Annotated in this window: 29 protein-coding genes; 15 read left to right on the plus strand and 14 right to left on the minus strand. The window is 63.9% G+C overall.

Going from position 1 to position 26,048, the window contains the following annotated elements; translation table 11 throughout:
* The first annotated feature begins 95 nt into the window (after positions 1-95).
* Complete coding sequence (gene gyrA / locus QCM77_RS22280; RefSeq protein WP_279663710.1) at positions 96-2,828, plus strand: DNA gyrase subunit A; 2,733 nt, start codon at positions 96-98, stop codon at positions 2,826-2,828.
* A gap of 53 nt (positions 2,829-2,881) precedes the next feature.
* Here gyrA and QCM77_RS22285 read toward each other — a convergent pair whose 3' ends face one another.
* Positions 2,882-3,643 (minus strand): IS5 family transposase, encoded by a 762-nt coding sequence (locus QCM77_RS22285; RefSeq protein WP_279684903.1) that lies wholly within the window; start codon positions 3,641-3,643, stop codon positions 2,882-2,884.
* A gap of 243 nt (positions 3,644-3,886) precedes the next feature.
* Between QCM77_RS22285 and QCM77_RS22290 the strand changes: the two genes are divergently transcribed.
* Complete coding sequence (locus QCM77_RS22290) at positions 3,887-5,818, plus strand: adenylate/guanylate cyclase domain-containing protein (protein WP_279663708.1); 1,932 nt, start codon at positions 3,887-3,889, stop codon at positions 5,816-5,818.
* Between the two features lie 180 nt (positions 5,819-5,998).
* On the opposite strand, the gene QCM77_RS22295 is transcribed toward QCM77_RS22290, so the two are convergent.
* Entirely contained in the window at positions 5,999-7,852 is a 1,854-nt protein-coding gene (locus tag QCM77_RS22295) for a potassium transporter Kup (protein ID WP_279663909.1), read from the minus strand.
* Positions 7,853-8,042: 190 nt separating this feature from the next.
* Positions 8,043-8,300 (minus strand): hypothetical protein, encoded by a 258-nt coding sequence (locus QCM77_RS22300; protein WP_279663707.1) that lies wholly within the window; start codon positions 8,298-8,300, stop codon positions 8,043-8,045.
* Between the two features lie 70 nt (positions 8,301-8,370).
* Between QCM77_RS22300 and QCM77_RS22305 the strand changes: the two genes are divergently transcribed.
* From QCM77_RS22305 to queA, 6 genes are all read left to right on the plus strand, one after another.
* Complete coding sequence (locus tag QCM77_RS22305; protein ID WP_279663705.1) at positions 8,371-8,559, plus strand: hypothetical protein; 189 nt, start codon at positions 8,371-8,373, stop codon at positions 8,557-8,559.
* 9 nt (positions 8,560-8,568) lie between these two features.
* On the plus strand, positions 8,569-9,063 hold the full coding sequence (gene coaD / locus QCM77_RS22310; RefSeq protein ID WP_279663704.1) for a pantetheine-phosphate adenylyltransferase: 495 nt from the start codon (positions 8,569-8,571) through the stop codon (positions 9,061-9,063).
* 41 nt (positions 9,064-9,104) lie between these two features.
* The gene (locus tag QCM77_RS22315) at positions 9,105-9,668 is read left to right on the plus strand and encodes a peptidylprolyl isomerase (protein WP_279663703.1); all 564 of its coding nucleotides are present in this window, start codon (positions 9,105-9,107) and stop codon (positions 9,666-9,668) included.
* A gap of 8 nt (positions 9,669-9,676) precedes the next feature.
* Positions 9,677-10,087 carry a UCP034077 family protein gene (locus tag QCM77_RS22320; RefSeq protein WP_279663702.1) on the plus strand — a complete coding sequence of 137 codons (411 nt, stop codon included), beginning with the start codon at positions 9,677-9,679 and terminating at the stop codon, positions 10,085-10,087.
* Complete coding sequence (locus tag QCM77_RS22325; protein ID WP_247508589.1) at positions 10,084-10,548, plus strand: peptidylprolyl isomerase; 465 nt, start codon at positions 10,084-10,086, stop codon at positions 10,546-10,548. The genes QCM77_RS22320 and QCM77_RS22325 overlap by 4 nt, the downstream gene beginning before the upstream one ends.
* Positions 10,549-10,689: 141 nt before the next feature.
* Positions 10,690-11,763, plus strand: a complete 1,074-nt coding sequence (queA, locus tag QCM77_RS22330) for a tRNA preQ1(34) S-adenosylmethionine ribosyltransferase-isomerase QueA (protein WP_279663699.1) — start codon at positions 10,690-10,692, stop codon at positions 11,761-11,763.
* 162 nt (positions 11,764-11,925) lie between these two features.
* Here the strand turns inward: queA and QCM77_RS22335 are convergent, their stop codons facing one another.
* From QCM77_RS22335 to QCM77_RS22350, 4 genes are all read right to left on the minus strand, one after another.
* Positions 11,926-12,963 carry an aspartate-semialdehyde dehydrogenase gene (locus QCM77_RS22335; protein WP_279663697.1) on the minus strand — a complete coding sequence of 346 codons (1,038 nt, stop codon included), beginning with the start codon at positions 12,961-12,963 and terminating at the stop codon, positions 11,926-11,928.
* A gap of 220 nt (positions 12,964-13,183) precedes the next feature.
* Complete coding sequence (locus QCM77_RS22340) at positions 13,184-13,786, minus strand: PepSY domain-containing protein (protein WP_279684905.1); 603 nt, start codon at positions 13,784-13,786, stop codon at positions 13,184-13,186.
* A 251-nt stretch (positions 13,787-14,037) separates the two neighbouring features.
* Complete coding sequence (locus QCM77_RS22345; protein WP_279663695.1) at positions 14,038-14,784, minus strand: TetR/AcrR family transcriptional regulator; 747 nt, start codon at positions 14,782-14,784, stop codon at positions 14,038-14,040.
* 135 nt (positions 14,785-14,919) lie between these two features.
* Positions 14,920-16,077 carry a patatin-like phospholipase family protein gene (locus QCM77_RS22350; protein WP_279663694.1) on the minus strand — a complete coding sequence of 386 codons (1,158 nt, stop codon included), beginning with the start codon at positions 16,075-16,077 and terminating at the stop codon, positions 14,920-14,922.
* Positions 16,078-16,318: 241 nt separating this feature from the next.
* Here QCM77_RS22350 and tgt point away from each other — a divergent pair, with 241 nt between their 5' ends.
* Positions 16,319-17,467 (plus strand): tRNA guanosine(34) transglycosylase Tgt, encoded by a 1,149-nt coding sequence (gene tgt / locus QCM77_RS22355; RefSeq protein ID WP_279663692.1) that lies wholly within the window; start codon positions 16,319-16,321, stop codon positions 17,465-17,467.
* A 15-nt stretch (positions 17,468-17,482) separates the two neighbouring features.
* Here the strand turns inward: tgt and QCM77_RS22360 are convergent, their stop codons facing one another.
* Positions 17,483-17,701 carry a hypothetical protein gene (locus tag QCM77_RS22360; protein ID WP_279663690.1) on the minus strand — a complete coding sequence of 73 codons (219 nt, stop codon included), beginning with the start codon at positions 17,699-17,701 and terminating at the stop codon, positions 17,483-17,485.
* A gap of 224 nt (positions 17,702-17,925) precedes the next feature.
* Here QCM77_RS22360 and cysK point away from each other — a divergent pair, with 224 nt between their 5' ends.
* Positions 17,926-18,903, plus strand: coding sequence for a cysteine synthase A (gene cysK / locus QCM77_RS22365; protein WP_279663688.1), 978 nt, complete (start codon positions 17,926-17,928; stop codon positions 18,901-18,903).
* A gap of 3 nt (positions 18,904-18,906) precedes the next feature.
* A complete protein-coding gene (locus tag QCM77_RS22370; protein ID WP_279663687.1) occupies positions 18,907-19,149 on the plus strand; it encodes a BrnA antitoxin family protein in 243 nt (80 codons plus the stop codon).
* A 177-nt stretch (positions 19,150-19,326) separates the two neighbouring features.
* On the opposite strand, the gene QCM77_RS22375 is transcribed toward QCM77_RS22370, so the two are convergent.
* Together QCM77_RS22375 and QCM77_RS22380 are read right to left on the minus strand one after the other, a co-directional pair.
* On the minus strand, positions 19,327-20,748 hold the full coding sequence (locus tag QCM77_RS22375) for a caspase family protein (protein WP_279663685.1): 1,422 nt from the start codon (positions 20,746-20,748) through the stop codon (positions 19,327-19,329).
* Between the two features lie 200 nt (positions 20,749-20,948).
* On the minus strand, positions 20,949-21,824 hold the full coding sequence (locus QCM77_RS22380) for a DMT family transporter (RefSeq protein WP_279663683.1): 876 nt from the start codon (positions 21,822-21,824) through the stop codon (positions 20,949-20,951).
* Between the two features lie 150 nt (positions 21,825-21,974).
* On the opposite strand from QCM77_RS22380, the gene QCM77_RS22385 reads away from it, so the two are divergent.
* The gene (locus QCM77_RS22385; protein WP_279663680.1) at positions 21,975-22,373 is read left to right on the plus strand and encodes a RidA family protein; all 399 of its coding nucleotides are present in this window, start codon (positions 21,975-21,977) and stop codon (positions 22,371-22,373) included.
* A 52-nt stretch (positions 22,374-22,425) separates the two neighbouring features.
* Here the strand turns inward: QCM77_RS22385 and QCM77_RS22390 are convergent, their stop codons facing one another.
* The 3 genes from QCM77_RS22390 to QCM77_RS22400 form a co-directional block, all read right to left on the minus strand.
* Positions 22,426-22,971 carry a hypothetical protein gene (locus QCM77_RS22390; RefSeq protein WP_279663679.1) on the minus strand — a complete coding sequence of 182 codons (546 nt, stop codon included), beginning with the start codon at positions 22,969-22,971 and terminating at the stop codon, positions 22,426-22,428.
* Positions 22,916-23,260 carry a hypothetical protein gene (locus QCM77_RS22395; protein WP_007610621.1) on the minus strand — a complete coding sequence of 115 codons (345 nt, stop codon included), beginning with the start codon at positions 23,258-23,260 and terminating at the stop codon, positions 22,916-22,918. Before QCM77_RS22395 ends, QCM77_RS22390 begins: the two co-directional genes overlap by 56 nt.
* 185 nt (positions 23,261-23,445) lie before the next feature.
* Positions 23,446-24,033 carry a formyltransferase family protein gene (locus QCM77_RS22400; protein ID WP_279663678.1) on the minus strand — a complete coding sequence of 196 codons (588 nt, stop codon included), beginning with the start codon at positions 24,031-24,033 and terminating at the stop codon, positions 23,446-23,448.
* A 188-nt stretch (positions 24,034-24,221) separates the two neighbouring features.
* Between QCM77_RS22400 and QCM77_RS22405 the strand changes: the two genes are divergently transcribed.
* From QCM77_RS22405 to QCM77_RS22415, 3 genes are all read left to right on the plus strand, one after another.
* The gene (locus QCM77_RS22405; protein ID WP_279663677.1) at positions 24,222-24,509 is read left to right on the plus strand and encodes a hypothetical protein; all 288 of its coding nucleotides are present in this window, start codon (positions 24,222-24,224) and stop codon (positions 24,507-24,509) included.
* Between the two features lie 336 nt (positions 24,510-24,845).
* Positions 24,846-25,064 (plus strand): hypothetical protein, encoded by a 219-nt coding sequence (locus tag QCM77_RS22410; protein ID WP_279663675.1) that lies wholly within the window; start codon positions 24,846-24,848, stop codon positions 25,062-25,064.
* A 163-nt stretch (positions 25,065-25,227) separates the two neighbouring features.
* The gene (locus tag QCM77_RS22415) at positions 25,228-25,644 is read left to right on the plus strand and encodes a hypothetical protein (protein WP_279663674.1); all 417 of its coding nucleotides are present in this window, start codon (positions 25,228-25,230) and stop codon (positions 25,642-25,644) included.
* Positions 25,645-25,672: 28 nt separating this feature from the next.
* Here the strand turns inward: QCM77_RS22415 and QCM77_RS22420 are convergent, their stop codons facing one another.
* Positions 25,673-25,975 (minus strand): hypothetical protein, encoded by a 303-nt coding sequence (locus QCM77_RS22420; protein ID WP_007590765.1) that lies wholly within the window; start codon positions 25,973-25,975, stop codon positions 25,673-25,675.
* Between the last annotated feature and the right edge of the window lie 73 nt (positions 25,976-26,048).

Here is a 26,048-nt window from a genome sequence, read left to right on the forward strand (position 1 = left end):
AGTCGGAAAAAGCGCTTCCCGGAAGCCCGCAAGGGTGGTTATCAGGGGGGCGATGCGCTATATGATTCCCAGATAAAACCTCACCGGATTTCCCCTTGGCTGACGACGACGACAAGCCCGGCGACCAGCCGGCGCAACCCTCGGATATTCGACCCGTCTCCATCTTCGAGGAGATGAAGAAGTCCTATCTCGACTACGCCATGAGCGTGATCGTGGCGCGCGCGCTGCCTGACGCCCGCGACGGCCTCAAGCCGGTGCATCGCCGCATCCTGTACTCGATGAACGAGCAGGGGCACACGCCCGACAAGAAGTACGTCAAGTCCGCCCGCGTGGTCGGCGACGTCATCGGTAAATATCATCCGCATGGCGACCAGTCGATCTACGACGCCATGGTCCGGATGGCGCAGGACTTCTCCATGCGCGTGCCGCTGATCGACGGCCAGGGCAATTTCGGCTCAGTCGACGGCGATCCCCCGGCCGCCTATCGTTACACCGAAGCCCGGTTGACCAAGGTGGCGCTGGCTCTGCTGGCCGACATCGACAAGGACACCGTCGACTTCCAGCCGAACTACGACAACAACGAGACCGAACCATCGGTCCTGCCGGCCAAGTTCCCGAACCTTCTCGTCAACGGCGCCGGCGGCATCGCGGTCGGCATGGCGACCAACATCCCGCCGCACAATCTCGGCGAGGTCATCGACGCCTGCGTCGCGTTGATCGACAACCCCGCGCTCACCATCGACGAGCTCATCAACATCGTGCCGGGACCGGATTTCCCGACCGGCGGCGTCATCCTCGGACGGCAGGGCATCCGCGCCGCCTATCACCTCGGCCGCGGCTCGGTCGTGATGCGCGGCAAGGTCGCGATCGAGACCATCCGCAAGGAGCGCGAGGCGATCATCATCACCGAGATTCCCTACCAGGTGAACAAGGCGACGATGGTCGAGCGCATCGCCGAGCTGGTCAAGGAAAAGAAGATCGAGGGCATCGGCGACCTGCGCGATGAATCCGATCGCGACGGCTACCGCGTCGTCATCGAGTTGAAACGCGACGCCGTGCCGGATGTGGTGCTGAACCAGCTCTACAGGTTCACGCCGCTGCAGACGAGCTTCGGCGTCAACATGGTGGCGCTCGACAGCGGCCGTCCGCGGATCATGCATCTGAAGGACCTGCTGGCCATCTTCGTCGACTTCCGTGAGCGGGTCGTCACGCGGCGCACCAAATACCTGCTCGCCAAGGCCCGCGATCGCGCCCATATCCTGGTCGGCCTGGCGATCGCGGTCGCCAATATCGACGAGATGATCCGCGTCATCCGGACCTCGCCCGACCCGACCACGGCCCGCGACACCCTGATGTCGCGCGACTGGCCGGCCCGGGACGTCGAGGACATGCTGACGTTGATCGACGATCCGCGCCACCGCATCAGCGAGGACGGCACGATCCGGCTGTCGATGGAACAGGCGAGGGCTATTCTCGACCTGCGCCTGCAGCGCCTCACCGCACTCGGCCGTGACGAAATCCGCGAGGAGCTCGACAAGCTCGCCGGCGAGATCGCCGACTATCTCGACATCCTGCGCTCGCGCGACCGCGTGCTGGGCATCATCAAGTCCGAGCTCGCCGAAGTGAAGGCCGAGTTCGCTACGCCGCGCCGCACCGTCATCATCGAGCAGGAAGGCGAGGTCGAGGACGAGGACCTGATCCAGCGCGAGGACATGGTCGTCACCGTCTCCCACGCCGGCTATGTCAAGCGTGTGCCGCTGTCGGCCTACCGGGCGCAGCGCCGCGGCGGCAAGGGCCGCGCGGGCATGCAGACCCGCGACGAGGATTTTGTCAGCCGGCTGTTCGTGGCGTCCACGCATACTCCGATGCTGTTCTTCTCCTCGCGCGGCCAGGTCTACAAGATAAAGGTCTGGCGCCTGCCGATGGCCGCGCCGAATGCGCGCGGCAAGGCGCTGATCAACATCCTGCCGCTGGAGCAGGGCGAGCGCATCACCACCATCATGCCGCTGCCGGAGGACGAGTCCACCTGGGGCAATCTCGACGTGATGTTCGCCACCACGGGCGGCAACGTCCGGCGCAACAAGCTGTCCGACTTCGTCGACGTCCGCCGCTCCGGCATCATCGCGATGAAGCTCGACGACAACGAGGCGATCGTCGACGTGCAGATCTGCACCGAGCGTGACGACGTATTGCTCACCGGCGCCGGCGGCCAGTGCATCCGCTTCCCCGTCACCGACGTGCGCGTGTTCACCGGGCGCACCTCGATGGGCGTGCGCGGCATTGCGCTTGCCGAGGCCGACAAGGTGATCTCGCTGGCGATCCTGCGCCATGTCGAGACCTCGTCGGACGAACGTTCGGCGTACCTGAAGATGCGTCGTGCGGTCGCCGGCGAAGCTGCGACCGAGGAAGCGGCAGTGGATGCCGAGGCCGAGGAGACCTCCGGCAGCTTCCAGCTCGCCCAGGAGCGCTATGTCGAGATGTCGGCGCAGGAGCAGGTCGTCCTGACCGTCTCCGTCAACGGCTACGGCAAGCGGACCTCGTCCTACGAGTACCGCACCACGGGCCGTGGCGGCAAAGGCATCGTCGCCATGAGCGTCAACAACCGCAACGGCAATCTCGTGGCCTCATTCCCAGTGGAAGACGCCGACCAGATCATGCTGGTCACCGACAAGGGCCAGCTGATCCGCTGCCCGGTCGAAGGCATCCGCGTGGCCGGCCGCTCGACCCAGGGCGTGATCGTGTTCGACACTGCCGAGGACGAGCATGTGGTGTCGGTGGAGCACATCACGGAAGAAGCGGAGAGCGGCAACGGCGCGAATGGGGAATAGCGAGTGGCGAATAGGGCAAGCTGCGCTGTTGGCTATCCGCCACTCACCACTTGCTAGGATGCGGACTCATTAAGGCGCAGCCGTAGCCTGATTGACGCGAGTTGAACGAAGGCAAGGTAGTTGGCAGCAAGCCTGTCATAGCGCGTCGCCACCCGACGACATTGTTTGATCCTGTTGAAGAACCGCTCGACCTGGTTGCGAGCGCGGTAGAGATAGGGGCTGAAGCAGATCGGATCGCTGGGGTTGCTTTTCGGCGGGATGTTGGCCCACGCGCCCTTCTTCATGGCAAGCTCCCTGATCCAGTCCGCGTCATAGCCACGGTCGGCAAGCAGCATTGACCCGGATATCAGACGAGACAGCAGTTTTCCGGCAAGTCGAACGTCATGGGCCTCACCGGGGCTCAGCGCCAGCCGTACCGGCAGACCATTGCTATCGACCACCGCATGGATGTTGCTCGTCAAGCCGCCGCGGGACCTTCCCATCGATTGGCGCTGGTTCCTTGTGATGCAGGATCCATGCTGATGCACGCGGACAATGGAGGTGTCGATCATCTGGACAGCGGCACCATGGGCAGCGGCAAGTGCGTCTATGATGCGGCCCCGGACACCAGCCCGCCGCCAGCGGACGAACCGGTTGTAGCAAGTGGTGTATGGGCCCAACGCCGCCGGCAGATCACGCCAGGGTGCTCCTGATCGGAGGACCCAGAAGATGCCATTGAGGACACGACGGTCGTTAACCCGAGGAACGCCACGCGGCTTGTTCGGCAGCATCGGCCTTATGGCAGTCCATTCATAGTCGGCGAGTTCGTAGCACATGATTCGAGCCCCCAGTTTGGGAGTTTGAATCACGGGAGTCCGGCCAAACGCAGCGCTTCTGGCTCGGCCCCGGTTCGGCGCTTACGGGCAGAAGCGGACATCAACCTGCCGACAATCCCTGATGAATCCGTCGAAAATGAACCCGAAGCGGAAGTGCCAAGGTCTCTTTTCGCGACCTCTAGCAGTGGCTAGACGGGCATGCTTTGATCTCTCCGGCTAATTCACCGGCTTCTGGGGGCCCTTTTGAGCGTTGCGCGCGCGGAACGGCGGTTAGCGGCAGTGCTTGCGGCGGACGTCGTTGGCTATAGCCGCCTCATGGGCGCCGATGAGGAAGGCACGCTGACTAGGCTCAAGGCGGCCAGAAAGGCTACCATTGATCCCAGCATCGCGGCTTATCGCGGCCGCATCGTCAAGACGACTGGAGACGGCATGCTGGTCGAGTTCGCCAGCGCGGTCGATGCGGCGCTTTGTGCGGTCGATGTCCAGAGCGGCATGGCAGCGCAAAATGTCGATGTACCGCAAGAAGTCCGACTGGAGCTTCGGATCGGCATTCACGTCGGGGACATCATTGTCGATGACAACGATATCTTCGGCGACGGCGTCAACATCGCCGCTCGTCTCGAAGGCATCGCTCCGCCTCGCGGAATTTGCCTTTCTCAAGCGGCTTGGCAGCAAGTCAAAGGTAAGATCAAGATTGCCGTTCAAGATATAGGCGATCAACGGCTCAAGAACATCGCCGATCCCGTCCGGGTCTATAGCGTCAACGTCGACAGCGACCTGAGCACCGGCGATGGCGTCACGGGCAGAGCTGGCCCCACGTCGAGCGGTGGCATTTCAGTCGCCTATTGGCGAAGAGCTTGGGTCGTTGCCCTGGCCGTCTTGATTGCGGTCATTTTCGGGACCGCGTCGTTCGTTACCCGATGGGGGTATTTGCAGCCAACGCCGGCCGAGGCCAATCGCCTGTCCGTCGTCGTGCTGCCATTCAATAATTTGAGCGGCGACGCTGGCCAGGATTATATTGCTGACGTGCTTACCGAGGAACTGACCACGCGTGTTTCACGACTGCCCGGCAGCTTCGTCGTCTCCCGCACCACTGCATTCACTTTTCGCGGCAAAGCCTTCAACGTAAAGCAGATCGGCAGGGAGCTAAACGTGCGTTATGCGCTGGAAGGCAGCGCACAAAAGAGCGGCAGCCGAATTCGGATAAACGCGCAGCTTATCGACACTGCCACGGGCTCGCATCTCTGGGCCGACCAGTTCGACGCCGACCGGATCGACCTTCTGCAAATGCAGGACGAGATCGTCACTCGCCTGGGCCGGGCGCTCCAGATCGAACTCACCACCATCGAATCCAGCCGCGTCGCGCGCACCAGGGCGAACGATCCGAATGCGGACGATTTGGCCATGCAATGCCAAGCGGCCGTCCTACGATTGGGGCCGGCGCGCGCGCTAATCGAAGCGCCGGATAGTATCAAGGCTTGCGAGCGTGCCCTACAGATCGACGACAAGAATGTTCGGGCACTCGAAAATCTTGCAGTCGCGATCAGTGGCGAACTCACATCGTATCGAAACGCCGACCCTTCAGCAGTCCGGGATCGTGCCGGAGAGTTGCTGGCGCGGGCGCTCGCGGTCGATCCGAATTCCTATTCAGCACATTTTGCTAAAGCGACCGTATTGCTGTTCACACGACCCGATGGAGCCATCGAGGAGGCCGACCATTCGGTGGAACTGAACCCGAGCTTTGCGCCGGCCTATTTCGTAATTGCCGCCGGCTATCTTTTGGCGGGGCAGCCAGAGAAAGCGATCGACGTCGCCGATCGGGCGCTGCGCTTATTTCCCCACGATCCCGGCATCCCCCTCCTGCTTATTATCAAGGGAAAGTCTTCCTTCCTTCTCACGCGCTACGACGAAGCCAATAGTCTGTTGAGACGGTCGGTTACAGCTATTCCCAATTCTACGGTCGCCTGGTCGGGCTTGATCTCGTCACTTGCGATGTCGGGACATGATGAAGATGCAAAAGAGAGTTTGAGGCGGTACCTCGCGCTGCCGGGTAACATTCCCAGAACCATCGCCCAGTTCAAGACGCAAGATCCTTACGTGGACCTTCCGGCTCGGAAGGACCAATTCCCCCGCCTCTTAGAAGGCTTGCGTAAAGCCGGCATGCCGGAGGAATGAATGCGCTAGTTGCTTCGTTGTACCTTCCTAAATTGACGTCGGGTCATTAGCCCGGTTCCATAACGAACGTGAAGATGAGCTATGTCGCTAATTGGCCCACCGCGACATTTGCTGCGGTTGCACAAAGGCGGTCGGTGTCGGGGCGAACCGGACATCGACGAAGATTTATGAGTAAGCGCCCTAAATCTCCAACTCCGTCCCGAACTCCACCACCTGCTTGGTCGGCACGCCGAAGAACGCGGCAGAGCGCTCGGCGTTGCGCTGGAGGAAGGCGAACAGGGTTTCGCGCCAGACCCACATGCCCGGGACGTCCTCGCGCGGGATGATGGTTTCGCGGCCGACGTAATAGGTGATGTCGGAGAGGTCGATGCCGGGCAGCTTGCCCTGGCGGCAGGTGAGCGTCAGCCCGTCATAGATCGTCGGGTTCTGCATGAAGCCGTAATGCAGGACCACGCGGGTGATGCCAGGGATGATCTCGATCACCTCCGCGCGCTCCTCGTCGGCAATGTGCGGCGCTTCCTCGATCAGGACGGTCACCAGCAGCACGCGCTCGTGCAGCACGTGGTTATGCTTGACGAACTGCGTCAGTGCGAGCGGCACGCCGTTCGGCGCGGAGGCCAGGAACACCGCGGTGCCGGGCAGCCGGGCGCGGCACTTGTTGACCGCGGTCTCGATCAGATCCTCCTCGGGCTGGCGCAGTTTTCCGCGCGCGGCCTCGACCAGCTTCACGCCGCTGCGCCAGGTCAGCATCAGGAAGGCGACGAAGCCCGCGAGCAGCAGCGGAAACCAGCCGCCCTCGAACAGCTTGATCGAGTTGGCCGAGAAGAAGATCACGTCGATCACGAAGAAGAATCCGTTCACGGTCACCACGAGCCACGGCGAATAGCCCCACTGGATCGCCACCAATGCGGCGAGCAGCGTGGTGATCGCCATCAGTAGCGACACCGCGATGCCGTAGGCGCCGGCCAGCGCCTCCGAAGTGCCGAAGCTCAGGACAGCGCCGAGCGTTGCGGCGGCGAGCAGCCAGTTCACCAGGGGCACGTAGATCTGGCCGATCGCGTCGCTCGTGGTGTGACGGATCTGCATGCGCGGCAGGAAGCCGAGCTGGATCGACTGCTGCGTCAGCGAGAACACGCCGGAGATGATCGCCTGCGAGGCGATCACGGTCGCAACCGCGGAGAAGGCGACCAGCGGGTAGTGCAGGGCGTCGGGGCAGAGCTGGAAGAACGGATTCTCGATCATGCCGGGATCGGTGATCAGCAGCGCGGCCTGGCCAAAGTAGTTCAGTACCAGCGCGGGCAGGCAGACGGCGAACCAGGCCAGCCGGATCGGGAAGCGTCCGAAATGCCCCATGTCGGCATACATGGCCTCGCCGCCGGTCACGGCGAGGAAGGCCGCGCCCAGGATCGCGAAGGAGATGTGAAAATCCTGGTGGATCAGGAAATCGAAGGCATAGAGCGGGCTGAGCGCCGCCAGCACCGCCGGCGCCTTGACGATGCCGTGGATGCCGAGCGCGGCCAGCACGAAGAACCAGGCCAGCATCACCGGTCCGAAGATGCGGCCGATGAAGCCGGCGCCCTGCTTCTGCATCATGAACAGGCCGACCAGGATGACGATGGTGACAGGCACCACGGCCGGCGCGAGCGAGGGAGCGTCGACCTTGAGGCCTTCGATGGCGCTGAGCACCGAGATTGCCGGGGTGATCGCGCCGTCGCCGTACAGCAGCGCGGCGCCGACGAGGCCGACGACCAGCAAATGCGCGCGCCAGGTGCCGGGTTGGGCGTTGCGCGCGTGCAGCAGCGCCAGGAGCGCGACGATGCCGCCTTCGCCGCGGTTGTCCGCACGCAGGATCAACAGCGCATATTTCAGCGAGATGATCAGCAACAGCGCCCAGAGGATCAGCGAGGCAACGCCCAGAACAGCATCGTTGGTCACTGTGCCGCCGTGGGCGGCCGCCTTGGCGGCTTCCTTCAGGGCGTAGAGGGGGCTGGTGCCGATATCGCCATAGACCACCCCGAGGGCGCCCATGGTCATGGCAAGCGGCAGTGGATCAGGATGGTGGCCGGAGGCGACTGCGGGCGTACTGGACAATGGCGACCCCCGATGGGATCGCGCCCGACGGGACATTCCGACGGGCGCGAGCATCAGGCAGTCTGCGACGGGACGTCGCAAATATCCATGGGGATTATCTTGGGGTTACCTGACGCGAAGCTGACAGACCCGGCTACGGGGTGCGGTCGGCGGTCACGAGGCGAGCCTCGTGGATGTTGGCTTTGGTGCCGGCCTGGCGCAGGCAGGACGCCTCGAAGTTCGGCCAGGCCTGCTGCGAGCAGTCCTTGCCGATGGTGCGGATATCGAGCCGGTCGCTCTTGGCAAGCGGCTGCGGCACGCTGGCCTCGACGGTCGGGGCGAAGCCGGGCAGGAGGGTGAGGGCGGCAGCAACACACGCAGAGATGGCGATCGCCGAGAGAGCCTTGATCATTGACAGTCCCCTGTGATGCGGCCGCTACGCCCAGTGTGCGGCCCGTCATTCGTTGGCCGGATTAGTAACCATGGCCGGTTTCCGGACGTCTTCGCGGATGGGCGAAATGGTTTCGTTCGCGCTCCGTTTTGTTTCGTGGCTGCCCCGAGGACGAAACAAACCGGCCATCGCCGACATGGCCGGCGGCACATTTGGCGAAAACCGGCTGGAAATGGCCAAGGAACCTGCCCGGCTTGCCGGCCCGGGCCGGGCGCGGTAGGACGTGGCCATGCCGCGTATTGCCTTCTACCCAGGTTCCTTCGACCCCATCACCAACGGCCATCTGGACGTGGTCCGGCACAGTGTGTCGCTGTGCGACAGGCTCGTTGTCGCGATCGGGGTCCATCCCGGTAAGAAGCCGCTGTTCTCGACCGAGGAGCGGCTGAAGATGCTTCATGACGTCTGCGGGCCGGTGGCGGCCCAGGCCGGCTGCGTGCTCGAAGCTGTGACATTTGACGATCTATCGGTGACCTCGGCGCGCAAGCACGGTGCGACCATCATGATTCGGGGCCTGCGCGACGGCAGCGACCTCGACTATGAGATGCAGCTTGCGGGCATGAACGAAGCCATGGCGCCCGAGGTGCACACGGTCTTCCTGCCGGCCTCTCCCATGGTCCGCCCGATCACCGCCACTTTGGTGCGCCAGATCGCCGCCATGGGCGGGGACGTCTCGGCCTTCGTCCCGCCGCAGGTCGCGGCACAGCTCAAGGCAAAATTCGCCTGATTGCGGCGCGTTTCCTCTCTCATCTCTGATCCGGAGTTGTCATGATCCGAATTCTCGCAGTTCTTGCCGCGGTTCTGTTCGCGGTGCCGGCCTTCGCGCAAGCCTTGCCGGCCGGCCTCGACAAGGCCAACGCCATCGTTATCGACACCACCAAGGGCCGCATCGTCATCAAGCTCAGGACCGATCTGGCGCCCCAGCACGCCGAGCGCATCAAGCAGCTCGCGCGCGAGGGCTATTACAACAACGTGCCGTTCCATCGCGTCATGGACGGCTTCATGGCGCAGACCGGCGACGGCGAGAAATTCAACGGCACCGGCGGCTCGAAATATCCGAACTTGAAGCAGGAATTCTCCAAGGTGCATTTTGCCCGCGGCATCGTCGGGATGGCCCGGCGCGGCGACAGCGTCGACACCGCCAACTCGCAGTTCTTCATCATGTTCGCCGACGGCGGCAGTCTCGACAACCAGTACACCGTGATCGGTGAGGTGGTGCAGGGCATGGACGTCGTCGACAAGCTGAAGAAGGCGCCTCCCGGATCAAGCGGCGGCACCGTCACCGACCCCGACAAGATGGTGAAGGTGCAGGTCGCTTCCGACATCAAATAGGAGAGACGATGGCGCGTTGCGGTGGCAAGTTCCTGCTGGTTGCCGCGGCGCTGCTGCTCGGCGTCTCCGGAGCGGCCGCCGAGGACGTGCAGGTCAACACCATCCAGGACATCTTCCGGCATCTGCGCACCTGCTGGAAGCCGCCCCCGGCCGGCAGGGCCCGCCCCATCGACATCACCGTTGTCGTGAGCTTTAACCGGGCCGGAAACATTCTGGGCCATCCGAGGATTACCTATGAATCCGCGGAGGCCTCCGACGATGACCGGCTGCAATACCGGGTCGCGGTGATGGAGGCATTGCAACGCTGCACGCCGATGCCATTTACCGATGCGATGGCCGGCGCCGCTGCGGGGCGTCCATTCGCGATCCAGTTTCGCAACCGGAAGACTTCACCCCCAACACAAGAGAGACGAGTATGAGCGCCACCGAAAACACACTGATCCTCGAGACTACCCAGGGGCCCGTCACCATCGAGATGCGGCCTGATCTGGCGCCCGGCCACGTCGCGCGCATCAAGGAGCTCGTGCGCGAAGGCTTCTACGACGGCATCGTGTTCCATCGCGTGATCGACGGCTTCATGGCGCAGACCGGCTGCCCGCAGGGCACCGGCACCGGCGGCTCCGGCAAGAAGCTGAAGGCCGAGTTCAACAAGGAGCCACATGTGCGCGGCGTCACTTCGATGGCCCGTGCGGCGAGCCCTGATTCCGGCGACAGCCAGTTCTTCATCGTTTTCGACGACGCCCGCTTCCTCGACAACCAGTACACGGTATGGGGCAAGGTCACCGAGGGCATGGAGAACGTCGACAAGATCAAGCGCGGCGAGCCGGTGCAGAACCCCGACAAGATCGTCAAGGCGCGGATGGCGGCTGACGCGGAGTAGGCGTTTCCCCTCATGGTGAGGAGGCGCGTAGCGCCGTCTCGAACCATGAAGGCCGAGCTGCAGCAGCGGGGCCTTCATCCTTCGAGACGCGCGTTCCGCGCTCCTCAGGATGAGGTGTGACTGTGTGGCGCTGAGCCTGATATGCGCACCGATCTCTTCGATTTCGACCTGCCCGCCGAGCGTATCGCACTGCGCCCGGCGAGCCCGCGCGACTCCGCGAAGATGCTGGTTGTCGATAACGGCACGTTGCGCGACCGGGTCATCGCCGAGCTGCCGCAATGGCTAAAGCCGGGCGACCAGCTCGTCGTCAACGACACCAGGGTGATCGCGGCGCAATTGAAGGGCCGCCGCATCGGCCGCGAGACCGAGCCGAAGATCGAGGCGACGCTGATCAAGCGCCTCGACGGCTCGCGCTGGCAGGCGCTGGTGAAGCCGGCGAAGAAGCTCACGGCCGGCGACCGCATCCGCTTCGGCAACGAAGGCAAGGTCTGCCTGCTCGGCCATCTCGACGCCGAGGTCGAGGCCAAGGGCGCGGAAGGCGAGGTGACGCTGTCATTTTCCTTCCACGGCCCGACACTGGATCAGGCCATCGCCGATCTCGGCAGCCCGCCGCTGCCGCCCTACATCGCCTCGAAACGCACGCCTGACGATCAGGACCTCGCCGACTACCAGACCATGTTCGCGGCGAATGAAGGGGCCGTTGCCGCGCCGACAGCCGGCCTGCATTTCACGCCGGCGCTGGAGCAGGCGCTGCACGCGCGCGGCGTCGGCCTCAACCGCGTCACACTGCATGTCGGGGCAGGGACGTTCCTGCCGGTGAAGGTGGACGATACCGAAGGCCACAAGATGCATGCCGAGTGGGGCACGATCTCGGCCGAGACCGCCGAACGGCTCAACACCGCGCGGAGGAACGGCGGCCGGATCATCGCCGTCGGCACCACGTCATTGCGGCTGCTCGAAAGCGCAGCCAGCGAGGATGGCACCATTGAGCCATTCGCCGCCGAGACGGCCATCTTCATCACCCCCGGCTATCGCTTCCGCGCCGTCGATATTCTGCTGACCAATTTCCATTTGCCGAAGTCGACGCTGTTCATGCTGGTGTCGGCCTTCTCCGGGCTTGAGGCGATGCAGCAGGCCTATGCGCATGCGATCGCACACGGTTACCGGTTCTATTCGTATGGCGATGCCTGCCTGCTGTTTCGAGCGGTGGATTAAGCGGTAAGCGCTACTCTCTCACCGTCACCCTTGAGGTGCTCGCCTCTTCGGCGAGCCTCGAAGGGCGGTGGCCCGACTGCTGCATCTCGGCCGTCCATCCTTCGAGGCTCACCCGGCGGTGCGTTGCACCGCCAGGCTCGCACCTCAGGACGGGTCGGGATTTTACGCCATCACGCGCTGCGGCAGCAGCTCCGCGATCTGCACCGCGTTCAGCGCCGCGCCCTTGAGCAGCTGATCCGCCGCCACGAACATCGAGATCGAATGTCCGCTGGGATCGCTGAGATCCTTGCGGATGCGGCCGACCAGGACGTCATCCTGGCCCGAGGCGTCGATCGGCATCGGGAAGTAATTCCTGGCGCGGTCGTCGACGATCTTGACGCCGGGCGCTCGCGCCATGATGGCGCGGACCTGGTCCTCGCTGATCGGCTTCTCGCATTCGAAGGTGATGGCCTCGCAATGAGCCCGCAGCACCGGCACGCGCACGCAGGTGACGCCGATCGCGATCTTGTCGTCCTCGAAGATCTTGCGGGTTTCGTTGATGACCTTGGTCTCTTCGTCGTTGTAGCCGGTGTCAGGATCGACCGCCGTGTTGTGGTTGAAGAGGTTGAAGGCGTAGGGATGCGGCATCACCTTCGGCGTATAAACCTGCCCGTTGAGGCTGGCGCGGGTGGACTCGACCAGCTCCTCCATCGCGGCAGCGCCGGCGCCGGAGGCCGCCTGGTAGGTCGAGATGATCACGCGCTTGATGCGGTTGTTCTGATGGATCGGCCACAGCGGCACGAGCGCCGTGATCGCGGCGCAGTTCGGGTTGGCGATGATGCCCTTGTGGTCGCGGATGCGGTTGCCGTTGATCTCGGGGATCACCAGCGGCACGTTCGGGTCCATCCGGAAGGCGGAGGAGTTGTCGACCACGACGGCGCCTGCCTTGACCGCGATCGGGGCATACGTCTTCGAAATGCTGCCGCCGGCGGAGAACAGGGCGATGTCGACGCCATCAAAGGCGCGCTCGGTCAGTTCCTCGATGACGACGTCCTTGCCGCGGAACGACACCGTCTTGCCGGCCGAGCGGGCGCTGGCCAGCGCCTTGAGCTTGCCGACGCGAAAGCCGCGCTTGTCCATGGTGGCGATGAATTCGGCGCCCACCGCACCGGTGACGCCGACAATCGCGACGACGGGATCGTTACTCACTTTGTCCTCCATTGAATTGAGAATTTAGACAACAAAAAAGCCCCGGACCAACGAGGGCGGGGCTTCGGTAGAGTGGATTGCGTTCTAGTCGACGACTACACGCGCACGCCTCCCCGGACCCCGAAGGCCGTGGTGGTTTTAGTCGTGCGTTTGGTGGTCGTGAACATGGCGGGAGCTTATGCGGGAGAGTTTTGCGCCCGTCAATGACTTTTCGGCGGGATTGTGGCCGCAGCTATTTGGCCCGGGCGCCCGGCGGCTCGAGGATGACCTCCTTGAGGTTGTCGCCACTGATGACGACGATCGCGAAATTCAGCCGGCCGCGTTCGCGCACCAGCCCGCCGCTGATCGCCTTGCCGGAGGCTGCACGTTCGGCAACGTGCACAGCATCCGCAAGGCGGTGCTTGATGGCTCCGAGCGCTACGAGGTTGCTGCGGTCGTCGAGATCGAGCTCGGCGAGAGGGAGGGCGGCTTCCCCGCCGACGAGCTCGCCGGTCGCGGCATTGATGGTGTGGCGCCAGATCCGGTCGTTGTGCAGGGTCTTCACCCGGTAGACCGGCACGCCGGAGGCTCCGTCGAAACTCACATCCGCCGTCGTGGCACCGGCGTGGCGGGCTTCCGCAATCGCCATGGCCTGGCTGATCGAGATCGACGAGCTGTGGAAGCGCTCGATCTCGCGGCTGACCGCTTGGCGATCGGCCTCACTGTCACCATCTGTGTCGCTGTGAAGCGCGGTCGGCGTGCCCGTGCTCACGATCGCCCGCGCGGGCGCTGCGAGGAGGAGTGCGGACAGGGCGATCGCAAGCAATCCCGAGGTCCATCGTTTGGCTGTCGTCATGCTCGAAACCCTCGGCCAGCGAGTGTGCCGGATGATCGTAAAGAATTTGCGGCCGACCTTGGGCATCGGTCGGCCGCTGAGCGTCGTGACGGGCTGTACCCGCCGCGGCGATCGAGCGGTGCGGACCTCTTTGGGGCTGGTGAAAAAGCGATCCGCATCGCCTTTGTAATTAAACCATACCGTATCGTTTTGTTTTGGTCAACGACGCGGGCGCGGGTCCCCTTGGAAAAGATCGCAACCTCACGGAATTGTCAGCGCGACGGGCGTCGCCGCTGCGTGCCCTTGGCAGTGCTCTGGACGCGGTCCGCAGATCCCAGCGCGCCGGCCAGGAACAGCTTGATCGCAGCGCGCATGCGCTTTTCCGCGACCTTCATCTCCGGCGGCGTTCCAAACGTCGCCAGGCGATGGTTGTGACCGACAACGACGTCGAGAAACACCTCGGCTGCAATGGTGGTGTCGTCCACGTCGAGCGCGCCTTGCGCCACCAGATGGTCGAAGAAGCGTGCCGTGGTGGCGACGGCCTTCAGCCAGCCTTCCTCCTTGCCGAGCTTGGCGATGTCGGGAAAGTTGATGGCCTGCGACGTCATCATGCGGCTGAAGGCGACAGCATCGGGACCGCAGGTGAATGTCAGCATCTCGCGCCCGATCTCGACCAGCCGCTGTTCGACCGAAATATCCGAGGCACTGCCGAGCTGCGTCTCGGCCGCAGCGGACAGCGGTGCAAGCCAGCGCGCGATCTCGCGCCTCAGCACGGCGGCGAACAATCCGCGCTTGTCACCGTAACGGGCATAGACGGTGGGCTTGCTCACCCGCGCCGCTTCCGCAACCGCATCGAGCGAGGTGGCGTCGAAGCCGCGATCCAGGAACAGGCGGGTGGCGACCTCGATCAGCCGCTGATCACGCTCGATCGCGGCACTTTTCGTCGGCCGACCGCCGCGCGATTTCGGCACCTCGCGCCGCGGCGCCGCGGGTCTTGTCCTGGTCGCAGTCAATCCCATGCCCAATGATTCCTGCGCGTTCCTGACAGTCGTCATTGCTCTATACCGCGCAGCAGCCGGGGCGTCATGGCGAATCTGGCCGAATTGGCCGCATCGTCAATGGTCTCGATACGACCTCGTTCCTCCGTGAGGGCCTCACGGAAGCGTCGAAGCCCAGGCCTGGCCTGAAGCCGCCTTCTCATATCCGTACTGATACAGCGCCCGCATATAGGCGGTGTCGAACCCTTCCGAGGCCGCCGCCGGATAGTCGCGCGCGATATAGGAGAGATGGAAGCCCAGGCGGTTGCGCTTGGCGAAATCATAGGTCGAGAAGATGATCGAACGGGTCTGCGACTGTGTGATCGACGACAGGCTGCGTGAGGCGACGTCGATGGTGCTGTTGGAGACGAGCTCGAAGTTGCGTTCGATCTTCTTGTTGACGAGGATGTAGATGTCCATCTTCGCATTGCCGGGCAGGCGACTGCCCTGGAAAAGCAGGGCTTCCGGCAGCGTCAGCACCGGGGCCGTCACGCCGCCGTCGACATGCATCTCCTGAAACCTGCGGCCCTGGCCTTCGGCGTCGATCATGATCGGCGGAAACACCAGGGGAATGCTGGCGGAGGCTGCCATCACGTCGCGAAACAGCTTGAGCGCCTCGGGCGAGCCGACCGCTGCGATCTTGCCCATGTCCCAGATCGCGGTCCGCTGGGTGTCGAGATCGGTCGTCACGATCAACAGCCGCCGGCCCTTGGCGTTTTCACGCGCGACCTGCGCCATGATCTCCGGCCCGACATAGCGGGCGACGAGCTCGCGCAGCCGCGTGTTGCCGAACAGGCCGGATCCGAACAGCACGCGCATGATGCTGGGATCGCTCAACAGGCTCTCCGCGATACCGCTGGTGTAGACCTCCTTCAGCGTGTCGTCATATTGCGAGCCGAGATACGCGAAGGGTGCGATCAGGCCGCCGGTGCTCACGCCCGAGACGACCGAGAAGGTGGGACGGCTTCTGGCCGCGGTCCAGCCGTTGAGCACGCCGACGCCGTAGGCGCCATCGGCACCGCCGCCTGACAGCGCCAGGTAGGACTTCGTCGCGGTGCCGGTGTCCTTCTCGAAGCTGAATTTCGTGATGGGTTCGTCGGCGTAGCGCCGGAGGCCGTCGATATCGAGCACGCGCGATGTGCTGGCTTCAGTGGCCGTATAGGGCGTGCGGGGCAGGGAGGTGCAGGCGCCGAGCGCCAGGCTGCACGTCAGGACCAGGAATCCGATCAGGCGGGCGCCTGTCTGCCTTGTCCAGCCATGCGAACGGCTGGACATGTCGGTCGAACTTGAAGGGAAGGGCATTGTCGGTGGCTGGCGATCACGCATACCGCCGCCGGCAACATCGCCGCGGCATCTCGTCCAGCCCCCAAGATAAAACTACACTGTATCGTTTTGTTTAACAAGTGCTGCAGGCGCAAATATCCGTGTCCGTTGTGTCCCAGTCTGATGCATAAGCCGGCCGAAGCATCGCCTGAGCGGGTTGATCGGCCTTCTCCGACACGCAATAAGCACCGTCATGAATCGTCCTGACACTGGTCTGCCCAATCATTTCGAACTGCTCGCCACCGACGGCGCCGCGCGCACCGGGCGCCTGACCACGCCGCACGGCGTGGTGCGCACGCCCGCCTTCATGCCGGTCGGCACCGCCGGCGCGATGAAGGGCATGCACTGGCGCGAGGTGCGTGATGCCGGTGCCGACATCGTGCTCGGCAACACCTATCATCTGATGCTGCGTCCCGGCGCAGAGCGGATCGCGGCGCTCGGCGGCTTGCAGAAATTCACCGGCTGGAACGGCCCGATGCTGACGGATTCCGGCGGCTTCCAGGTGATGTCGCTGGCGGATTTGCGCAAGGTCAGCGAGCACGCCGTGACGTTCCGTTCGCATATCGACGGCGCCAAGGTCGAGCTGTCGCCGGAGCGCTCGATCGAGGTGCAGCGTTTGCTTGGCTCCGACATCGCCATGCAGATGGACGAATGCGTGCGACTGCCCGCCGAGCGCGCCGACATCGACCGTGCGATGCAATTGTCGCTGCGCTGGGCCGAGCGAAGCAAGCGCGCCTTCGAGAGCGCGCCCGAGGGCTACATGCTGTTCGGCATCGTGCAGGGTGGCGACATACCGCAGCTTCGCCATGCCAGCGCGCAAGGCCTCATCGAGATCGGTTTCCACGGCTATGCGATTGGCGGCCTGGCCGTCGGTGAGCCGCAGGCCGTGATGCTGGCGATGATCGACGAGACCGCGCCGCTGCTGCCGAGGGAGCGGCCGCGCTATCTGATGGGCGTCGGCACGCCGGACGACATCCTCGAAGCGGTCAAGCGCGGCATCGACATGTTCGATTGCGTGATGCCGACGCGCAATGGCCGGCATGGCGTTGCCTTCACACGCTTCGGCCAGGTGAATTTGCGCAACGCGCGCCATGCCGACGATCCGCGTCCGCTTGACGAAGAGAGCTCCTGGCCGTCGGCGCGCAGCTACGCGCGCGCCTATTTGCACCATCTCGTCAAGGCGGGCGAGACGCTGGGTGCGATGCTGCTGTCCGAGATCAATATCGCTTATTACCAGTTCCTGATGCAGGGCATCAGGGACGCGATCGCACAGGGAACGTTCGAGGAGTTCTACCAGCGTACGCGCGAGAACTGGGCGAGGGGCGACATCGCCCCGCGCTAGGTCAATTGCACAAGGTCAGTTGCAGAGGAAGCGCTGCTTGACGGCGTGCTTGGTCACGAAGCCGTAGCCGCAATTGTCGCAGGTCCAGAGATAGCTGATGACGTGGTCGGACACATACGCAGAAGCTTCGGCGGCGACCATGGAGTCGGCGCAGACGGGACAGGTGGGCAACGCGCTACAACGCGGATCGCCGTTGCGTGCGACGGTCGACAACACTTCAGCAACTGCTGACATCGTGGTGACCTTCCTGCTTTGAGACGTAAGTCTAACATAAGCAGAATCAGTTGACGAGGTCGCAACACAAATGCGTTGGTTTTCTGATAATTAGCGCTCACGCGATTTTGCGATGCAGCGTATTTAACATGTGCCGCAATGTCGCTTGCGTGTCGCCGCAAGCTGTCCGTAACTGCGCGAGAGCTGCAATAGAAGCGCAAATTTGTCGTCACAGGGAGTTCATCATGGACGCATCGTCCACCACGGGTGCAGCGCACCAACCCGGTCGCGGCCGGATCTACGATTCGATCGTCGATGCTTTTGGCGACACGCCGATCGTCCGCCTGCGCCGGCTGCCGGGCATGCACGACGTGAACGCGACCATTTTGGCAAAACTTGAATATTTCAATCCCGCCGCAAGCGTGAAGGATCGCATCGGCGCGGCCATGATCATCGCTATGGAAAAGGCCGGCATCGTCAAGCCCGACACCGTGCTGATCGAGCCAACCTCCGGCAATACCGGCATCGCGCTGGCCTTCGTCGCCGCCTCGCGCGGCTATAGGCTCAAGCTGGTCATGCCGGAGTCGATGTCGATCGAACGGCGCAAGATGCTGGCTTTTCTCGGCGCGGAGCTGGTGCTGACACCGGCCGCACAGGGCATGAAGGGCGCGATCGCGACGGCCGAAGAGCTGTTGAAGACGACGCCGAATTCGGTGATGCCGCAGCAGTTCAAGAACCTCGCCAATCCCGAGGTGCACCGCCGCACCACAGCGGAGGAGATCTGGAATGACACCGGCGGCAACATCGATGTCTTCGTCGCTGGCGTTGGCACCGGCGGCACCATCACTGGCGTCGGCCAGGTGCTCAAGCCGCGCAAGCCCTCGCTGCACGTGGTCGCGGTCGAGCCTGAGGAGAGCCCGGTACTGTCCGGCGGACAGCACACGCCGCACAAGATCCAGGGCATCGGCGCAGGCTTCGTCCCTGACATCCTCGACCGCACCGTGATCGACGAAATCGTGAAGATCACCTCGACGACGGCGATCGAGACCACGCGTGCGCTGGCGCGGCATGAAGGCATTCCGGGCGGCATCTCCTCGGGCGCTGCCATCGCGGCCGCGCTTCGGATCGGCAAACGGCCGGAAGCTGCGGGAAAAACCATCCTGGCTATAGTGCCGTCCTTTTCCGAGCGGTATCTTTCGACGGCTCTGTTTGAGGGAATCTAGCACATGGCGGATCAACCACCGAGGCGGCCGCGCACGCTTGGCGATGCCAGGACGGAGGCCGAGGCGGCGTTCAAGAAGGTGACGGCCAAGGTCGTCATAGCGCCGCCGAAGCAGAACGTGGCGCCGGGGATCAAGGAGCAGGTCACGCTGCGGATCGACCAGGACGTGCTGGCGTTCTTCCAGGAGGGCGGCCCCGGCTGGCAGGACCGCATCAACGAGGCGCTGCGCAAGGCGGCGGGGAAGTAGACGCCAAATCCTCATGGTGAGGACGCGCGTCACGCCGTCTCGAATCATGAAGGCCCGGCTGAAGCCGCTCCGCCGTCATCCTTCGAGACGCTTGCCGCGCAAGCTCCTCAGGATGAGGGTTTGGGATCAAAAAAGCCCGGCGCGAGCCGGGCTTTTGTATTTCGTAACGCGCCAGTCTCAGCGGCGGAACATGCCGCCCATCATGCCGCCGACAACGCCGCCTACGAAGGCCGCGCCGGGATCGCCGCCGCCGCTGCGATTTTGTGCCGGAGCGCTCTGGGAGGGGGCGCTGGCACGCCGGGCCGGCTTCGCGCTGTCGTCGCTCGCCGTCGGCGTGGTCGCCACGATCTCGGAGAGCAGGGCCTTGTGCTGGAGCTTGTTGAGATAGCCGGTCGACGGATAGCCACGGGCCGCCTGCCAGCGCTTGAGCACCGTCCGGGTGTCCTCACTGAAGGCGCCGGTGACCTTGGTGTCGAAGCCGAGCCCGGTCAGGCGGCGCTGCACGTCGCGGCGCTGGCCTTTGTCGAGGCCGATCTGGTCCTCGGTGAGCTGGCTGGCGTCGTCGGTGAAGGTCGCGGGATCGACACCGGCGTTGAGGTTGCGGGTCGTGGTCGACGGGCCGCTCTTGATCGCAGCGAGTCGTGCCAGCGCCAGCGCCTTGAACTGACCGTTCGGATAGGCGGAGAGGTAGGCGTTGAGCTCTTCCGGCTTGTTGCTCTCCTTCACCGAGCGCCAGTACTCGAGCTCGACGCCCTCCGAGCTGCCGGAGGTCGCAGCCGCAGGCACGCTGCCCGCCGCCGTCGGTGCCGCGTTGGCAATCTGGTTCGTCGGGGCCTGGTTGAGGTAGACGGCGCCGATCAGGTTGGTGTGGCCCCAGGGAAGCTGGCCCTTGTGGGTCTCTTCGTTGACCTGGGCGCGGACCGACGTCATCGCCTGCTGGATCTCGATGCCGGGCTTGGTGATGTTGTCGATCAGCGCGCGGGTGAACGGACTGTTGTTGCCTTCCTGGCCGTCGAGCGCGGTCTGGCCCGGGCCGGTGGCGAACGCGATCAGCGTGCCTTCGCCGGACTTCATCTCGGCAAGACCGCTCTGCACGTTGACGCTGCGGGTCGCGGAGTTGGACTTGATCTTGGCGGCAAAGGGATTGTCCCGGCAGGCGTCGAGGAAGACCAGCTTGACCTTCGCATCGCCCATGGTCTGGTCGAGCGTCAGGTCGATGTTGATGGCGGCGCCGAGCTTGACGTCCATCTCCGATTTGATGTCGGCGTCAACAGGCAGGAGATAGTTGGAGCCGCCGACGGCAATGCCGTGACCGGCATAATAGAACACCGCGACATCGGAGCCCTGCGCCTTGCGGCCGAAATCGAGCAGCTTCTCCGTCATCTGGTCGCGCGAGAGGTTCGAACCTTCGATCACCTCGAAGCCGACATTGCGCAGCGTCGCCGCCATTGCCTTGGCGTCGATCGGTGGGTTCGGCAATTGTGCGACGTTCTTGTAGGCTCCGTTGCCGACGACGAAGGCGACGCGGCGGTCGGCCTTTGCGGCGCTGACCGACAACGCCATGCACATCAGCGAAGCGAGGAGGGTGAGAGTGCGCATCTGAAATCCCCAACAGAATCGAATAATGGGCGGCAACAAATTGGCGGCGAACTTACACGACACGCCCGGTTTCGCGCTAGCAAAACGACCGTTCGCCCAACCCATTGCCTCGCGGCCGAATGTGCACGGTGGAATGCCCCTCCAACGTGATCCAAATCACGCTCGACCACTTTGTTTGTCGCACGAGGCCGTGCGCGGGTTCACTGCGCGCGGGCCGGAATCGGGGCGGCCGGCTTCAGATTCAGCAGGTTGCCGAACAGGATCAGTGCCGCACCGAGCACGGTCCAGGCGTCGAGCCGCTCGGAATACAAGAGCCAGCCGGCAGTCGCGGTCAGCGGAACCCGCAGGAAGTCCATGGGAACCACCACCGTCGCGTCGGCATAGCGCATCGCACTGGCGAGACAATAATGTGCGAACGTGCCGCAGACCGAGATTATCAAGACCCAACCCCAGACATGGGTAGGCGGCCAGGCCCAGACATAGAGCGTCGGCAGGAAGCCTGCGACCGACTGCACCACCAGCATCCAGAACAGGACCGCCAGCGCACTCTCGGTACGGGTGAGCGATTTGACCAACGCCATGGACACGCCAAAGCCGACCGCCGCGCCGAGCGCCATCAACTGGCCCTGATTGATCTCGCCGGTCGCGGGCCGCACGATGACGATCACGCCGACGAGGCCGAGCACGATGGCGGCGATCTTCCACGATGTCATGCGCTCGGACAGGAAGCTGGCGGCGAGGATCGCGGTCCAGATCGGCATCGTGAACTCGATCGCCACCACTTGGCCGATTGGAATCAGCGTCAGCGCAAAGAACCAGCCGAGCTGCGAGACATAGTGGATCAGATTGCGCGCGATGTGCTGAGGCAGGCGCGTCGTCTTGAGCGTCCCGATGCCGCCGGCGCGCCGGATCATCGGATAGAGCATGCAGAGGCCGAGCAGCGAGCGCACTTCCATCACCTGGAAGACGTTCATCTCGCGCACAGCCTCGCGCCCCGCGACCGCCATCACCAACGTCAGTGACAGCCATCCGGTCATCCACAGTGCAGCCATCGTCTTGGACGGTGTCGTGGTCATTGGGGCGGGATGCGGGGGCGAAATCTGAAGGGGTGGTCGGTATCGGCGACATCGCCGCCGTTTGCAACGGCCAAATCTGCGGATGCAGCGATGCAGGGCAGCGTGCTAAGCCAACAGCGAACAAGGACAAAAAACGGAAGGGCTTCGCTCATGCAGATCTTGCAGCCGGCGGAATGGAAAAAACCGCGCGGATTTTCCCATGGTGTCGTGGTCGAGGGGCCGGGCCGCTGGGTGGTGCTGGCCGGGCAGACCGGCGGCGACGAGACCGGCAATTACGCGCCTGACATGGCGGCGCAGGTCGGAGCCGCGCTGAAGCGGATCATCAACCTCCTGGGCGAGGCCGGTGCCGGCCCCGAGCATATCGTCCGCCTGACCTGGTACCTGACCAGCCGCAGCGAATATGAGACAGCCGGGGCCGGCATCGGCGCGGCCTGGAAGGAAACGCTGGGGCGCAATTTCCCGCCTTCGACCTTGCTCTACATCGGCGGTCTCGTGGACGACCGGGCCAAAGTCGAGATCGAGGTCACGGCGTTCGTGCCCGGCACATAAAAAATCGACCCGGCGAGATCGCCGGGTCGATTGTAAATCTAGGCGGATCCGCTTAGCGCGACAGCGTGATGTTGGCGCCGCGGAACTGGCTGTCGGCGCGCATCGTGACGACTTGCTTGTTGCCGGACGTTTTCAGCGAGATGTTGGCGTTGAAGCCGGCGGCGGAGGCGAGCAGCTCATAGTTTCCGCCGGCGCCGCGGCCCGAAAGGGAGCCGCTGATATTGCGGCTGGCCTCGGACCAGCTGCCCGCGATGGCGCTGCCTTCAGCCTTGACGCTGGCGCCGAGGTTGAACTTGTAGGCGTCGCTGGCGCAGGTCAGTGACAACTCCAAGGTCGGTCCGATCGGAGCGTATTTGGCCCGGCAGCGGATCCGCTCGGTCGAGCCGTCATCCAGGATGACAATGCCTGAACCGCTCCAGCTGCCGGCCAGCGGGGCGAACGGGCCGGACTGGGCCTTGCTCTCAGAGTTGGCAATCGCCGCCGCAAACAAAACCGCTGCCGCGATCAGTAGCCGCCGGCTTGGGACGCCGGTCCCAAATTGCCTATTGGCGCGATGCTTCCCACCGCCCGCTGCACGGTATGCCTGCAGATGCTCCATTCCACTTCCCCGATCCGGCGTTGCCGCTGAGTTGACCGTTGGCATATGCACCATTGATCGAAACTTTCACAAGACCCTCCCGGCCGATGGTGCCGGAAACGTTAGCGCCGGGAGCGGTGATCTTGCCGTCGGCAACCGTCAGCAAGGAGCTTGCGGTTGGCTCGCAAGAACCGCTCTTGGTGACGATGGTGACCTGCCAGTTGCCGTCATAGGGGGTCTGGGCGAAAGCGGGAGCGGCGAGGGTGATAACTGAAGCGGCACAGAACGCCGCAATGCGAGCAAAACGCATGAATTCCGTCCTTGAATTTGTCTGATATGCTGACGTTTATTAGGACAAAATGTGACGGAAATTTGTTGCAATGCCAAATCGAAAATTGTTCCTGTGGAAACAATGGTTTATTTGCGTTTCCGGCTGCAATTTTCGAAGCAGAATCAACGCCCCTTCACGTTAAGGGTAAACGTCAGGAGAGGGACTCAGGAAAGACTTGGCGCGGAGGTCGCGAACTGCTCGTCCTGAGTCTTGGACGGCAGCGCCTTATGGACCTTGGCATAGTCGATCACGTCGGCCAGCAATTTGAGCCCGAGCGGGGCGAGCGCGCGCTCCCACAGCTCCCGCGCCGTCTCGCCCTTCTTGACGAAGCACCACTCCTGGGCGGCGATGGCGCCGGCGTCCATGCGGTCGGCAAGGTGATAGATCGTGCCGCCGGCGATCGGATCGCCTTCCTTGATGGTCCATTCCACGGCGGCCTTGCCGCGATGGCGCGGTAGCAGCGAGGGATGATAGCCGATCCCGCCCAGCTTCGCCGCGGCGAGCGCGTCCCTGCCGACCCGAGCGTGGCTGTGCGCGGTGACGATCAGATCGGTGTCGGGCGCGATCTCGGAGGCCACCACCAGCTTGGGATTGGCCTGGACCACGACGTCGATGCCCGCCGCTGTGGCTGTCGCGGCGAGGCGATCGTCGGCGTCGGCCACTACGATCCGCACGACCGGGACACCGTGCTCCCGGAGCATGTTCAGGGTGGTCACGCCGAAATGGCGGGAGCCGACGAGGGTAATGCGCATGGGTGTCCGATCCGTCTCGCAACTGCGTCATCCCCGATAACACGTCCGGACGCCCTGTCACCACCCGCGCGGCGTTTACGCCGGTTATCAACAATGCACCGGGCGAGAGTGCCCGATAAATTCCGCGATTGCGGAGCCGGCCGGTCCGGTGCTTCCATGCGCACATGGCACCGGCCTGGAGCGAGCGCATGCGGAGCGCGTGGTTTGTCCTTCTGGCGGCACTGATCGCGACCACTTCGGCGCGTGCCGGCGGACCGCCATATCCAGCGGTTCCGCCTGAGGTTGGGGTGGCGCCCTTCATCGGCCCGACCTGGGACACCTATCGCTGCGCGGAAGGACCGGTCGTCAATTTCTATCACGGCGCCTATTACGGCGAGGAGCCCCCGGCGCTCTATCGCGGCTACGCGTACCGGCCGTACTACCGCTACAGCGCCTACCGCAGGCTGCCGCGAACGTATTTTTGCGTGACGGACTAGCGTTGCCGCAGAGCACCACCGAACGGCAAATCATCAATGCGACGGTTCCTATGTTTCATTTCGGACAGAAGGAATTCGCCTCGCCGTTAGTATCTGGCCCTACCGGGGCTGGCGACATTTCATTCCGGATCCGTTTTCGAACCCGGCTTTGGCCGCTGGCATAGTTGCCAGCGGCTTTTTCATGCCGCGCATCACGAAATCATCGAACAGTAACGCGTTCTCAACCAGCCTGGCGTATCGACGAATCCGTCGCGGATTTGTATTGCGTACCGCGACACCGAAATTGTCCCGCCGGCGTGGGTGCGCCGCGCGGGCTTTTTCGCCGGGACCGATTCCATGCCGAGCGCGATTGAGCAGATCGTCGACATCTATGTCCGACTGAAGAACCGGCGCGGCCTCGACGAGCTGATGATGCACAGACAGCGGCTCGCGGTCGATCTGAAGAGCAGGTCCGGCTACGATTTCAGCCTGCCGATCGGCCAGATCGACGAGGAGATCGCGATCATCGAAGCCGGCCTCAGCCGGCTCAAGGCGGGAAATTCCAAGGCGGTCTAGCGGGGCTTTGCAAGGCGAGCTCATGCGAGGACTTGGGTACGGCGCGTCGTCGCAGGCCGATTCCGGTTCACGCAGGGTTCAGCCCGGTCATGCGTCAATCAGCAGGTCGTTTCATGGGACACAAATCCTGCTAGGCTTGTCCCTGTAATTTGGAGGAGAAATCATGATCGAGCTTGCGCTGGTCGGCCTGCTTGCGTTTGCAACCCCGCCTGCGGCATCGCCAGCACCGATGGTGGAGCAAGTTCAATTCAGAGGGGGGCCCGGCGGGCAATGTCCGGATGGCTATGATTTCAACCACTCGAACGGCCGCTGCTATCCCAACGACTATCATGCGCCCGGCACCTACACGGCCCCCGAACCGACCTACCGGCGTCGCGGCGGCCTCTGCCCGGACGGCTACGACTACAATTACTCGAACGGCGAATGCTATCCGAACCGTGCGCGCGCGCCCGGCGCTTATGGGCGCCCGGACTCCTACGGAGGGCGCGGCGGACTTTGTCCCGACGGCTACGACTACAATTATTCGAGCGGACAGTGCTTTCCCAATCGCGCACGTGCGCCCGGCCTGTACGGGCGCTAACCGGTCGCAGTGCTGACGCGTTTATCGCTCAGTCGCGGCGGCCGCCGTCGATGACGGTGAACAACGGCCGTGCCGAGGTCGGCTCGACCAGCAATTCCTCCACCAGCGCGGTCGCCGCATCGACATATTTGCGCGTCGGCTTGTCGAGAGGGCGCGTCGCCTCGTCGTCGAGCGCGACCTTTGCGGCCTCGACCAGCTTGCGCATCCGCGCCGCATGGTCATCGCCCGCCGTCAGCGTCGCGCGGGCCAGCGAGCGCAGCACGAACAGCTCGCCCTCGAGGCGGAGCAGACGGTCGTTGAGCCTGGTGAGGACGGCGTTGAGATCGGCCATGGCGCGCATTCGTTGCGGAAGATCCATCCTGCTCTAGCGGCGATCGGTGAACGGAGTCCAAACGGCATCGGCG

It is taken from the genome of Bradyrhizobium nivariense (genome assembly GCF_029846695.2).
Taxonomy (GTDB): Bacteria; Pseudomonadota; Alphaproteobacteria; order Rhizobiales; family Xanthobacteraceae; genus Bradyrhizobium.

Coding starts and splice junctions, on each gene's coding strand:
- QCM77_RS22285 (WP_279684903.1), bottom strand. CDS start 3,643: ATGTGCTACGAACTCGCCGACTATGAATGGACTGCCATAAGGCCGATG.
- QCM77_RS22295 (WP_279663909.1), bottom strand. CDS start 7,852: ATGACCATGGGCGCCCTCGGGGTGGTCTATGGCGATATCGGCACCAGC.
- QCM77_RS22300 (WP_279663707.1), bottom strand. CDS start 8,300: ATGATCAAGGCTCTCTCGGCGATCGCCATCTCTGCGTGTGTTGCTGCC.
- QCM77_RS22305 (WP_279663705.1), top strand. CDS start 8,371: ATGGCCGGTTTCCGGACGTCTTCGCGGATGGGCGAAATGGTTTCGTTC.
- coaD (WP_279663704.1), top strand. CDS start 8,569: ATGCCGCGTATTGCCTTCTACCCAGGTTCCTTCGACCCCATCACCAAC.
- QCM77_RS22315 (WP_279663703.1), top strand. CDS start 9,105: ATGATCCGAATTCTCGCAGTTCTTGCCGCGGTTCTGTTCGCGGTGCCG.
- QCM77_RS22320 (WP_279663702.1), top strand. CDS start 9,677: ATGGCGCGTTGCGGTGGCAAGTTCCTGCTGGTTGCCGCGGCGCTGCTG.
- QCM77_RS22325 (WP_247508589.1), top strand. CDS start 10,084: ATGAGCGCCACCGAAAACACACTGATCCTCGAGACTACCCAGGGGCCC.
- queA (WP_279663699.1), top strand. CDS start 10,690: ATGCGCACCGATCTCTTCGATTTCGACCTGCCCGCCGAGCGTATCGCA.
- QCM77_RS22335 (WP_279663697.1), bottom strand. CDS start 12,963: ATGGAGGACAAAGTGAGTAACGATCCCGTCGTCGCGATTGTCGGCGTC.
- QCM77_RS22340 (WP_279684905.1), bottom strand. CDS start 13,786: ATGACGACAGCCAAACGATGGACCTCGGGATTGCTTGCGATCGCCCTG.
- QCM77_RS22345 (WP_279663695.1), bottom strand. CDS start 14,784: ATGGGATTGACTGCGACCAGGACAAGACCCGCGGCGCCGCGGCGCGAG.
- QCM77_RS22350 (WP_279663694.1), bottom strand. CDS start 16,077: ATGTCCAGCCGTTCGCATGGCTGGACAAGGCAGACAGGCGCCCGCCTG.
- tgt (WP_279663692.1), top strand. CDS start 16,319: ATGAATCGTCCTGACACTGGTCTGCCCAATCATTTCGAACTGCTCGCC.
- QCM77_RS22360 (WP_279663690.1), bottom strand. CDS start 17,701: ATGTCAGCAGTTGCTGAAGTGTTGTCGACCGTCGCACGCAACGGCGAT.
- cysK (WP_279663688.1), top strand. CDS start 17,926: ATGGACGCATCGTCCACCACGGGTGCAGCGCACCAACCCGGTCGCGGC.
- QCM77_RS22370 (WP_279663687.1), top strand. CDS start 18,907: ATGGCGGATCAACCACCGAGGCGGCCGCGCACGCTTGGCGATGCCAGG.
- QCM77_RS22375 (WP_279663685.1), bottom strand. CDS start 20,748: ATGCGCACTCTCACCCTCCTCGCTTCGCTGATGTGCATGGCGTTGTCG.
- QCM77_RS22380 (WP_279663683.1), bottom strand. CDS start 21,824: ATGACCACGACACCGTCCAAGACGATGGCTGCACTGTGGATGACCGGA.
- QCM77_RS22385 (WP_279663680.1), top strand. CDS start 21,975: ATGCAGATCTTGCAGCCGGCGGAATGGAAAAAACCGCGCGGATTTTCC.
- QCM77_RS22390 (WP_279663679.1), bottom strand. CDS start 22,971: ATGGAGCATCTGCAGGCATACCGTGCAGCGGGCGGTGGGAAGCATCGC.
- QCM77_RS22395 (WP_007610621.1), bottom strand. CDS start 23,260: ATGCGTTTTGCTCGCATTGCGGCGTTCTGTGCCGCTTCAGTTATCACC.
- QCM77_RS22400 (WP_279663678.1), bottom strand. CDS start 24,033: ATGCGCATTACCCTCGTCGGCTCCCGCCATTTCGGCGTGACCACCCTG.
- QCM77_RS22405 (WP_279663677.1), top strand. CDS start 24,222: ATGCGGAGCGCGTGGTTTGTCCTTCTGGCGGCACTGATCGCGACCACT.
- QCM77_RS22410 (WP_279663675.1), top strand. CDS start 24,846: ATGCCGAGCGCGATTGAGCAGATCGTCGACATCTATGTCCGACTGAAG.
- QCM77_RS22415 (WP_279663674.1), top strand. CDS start 25,228: ATGATCGAGCTTGCGCTGGTCGGCCTGCTTGCGTTTGCAACCCCGCCT.
- QCM77_RS22420 (WP_007590765.1), bottom strand. CDS start 25,975: ATGGCCGATCTCAACGCCGTCCTCACCAGGCTCAACGACCGTCTGCTC.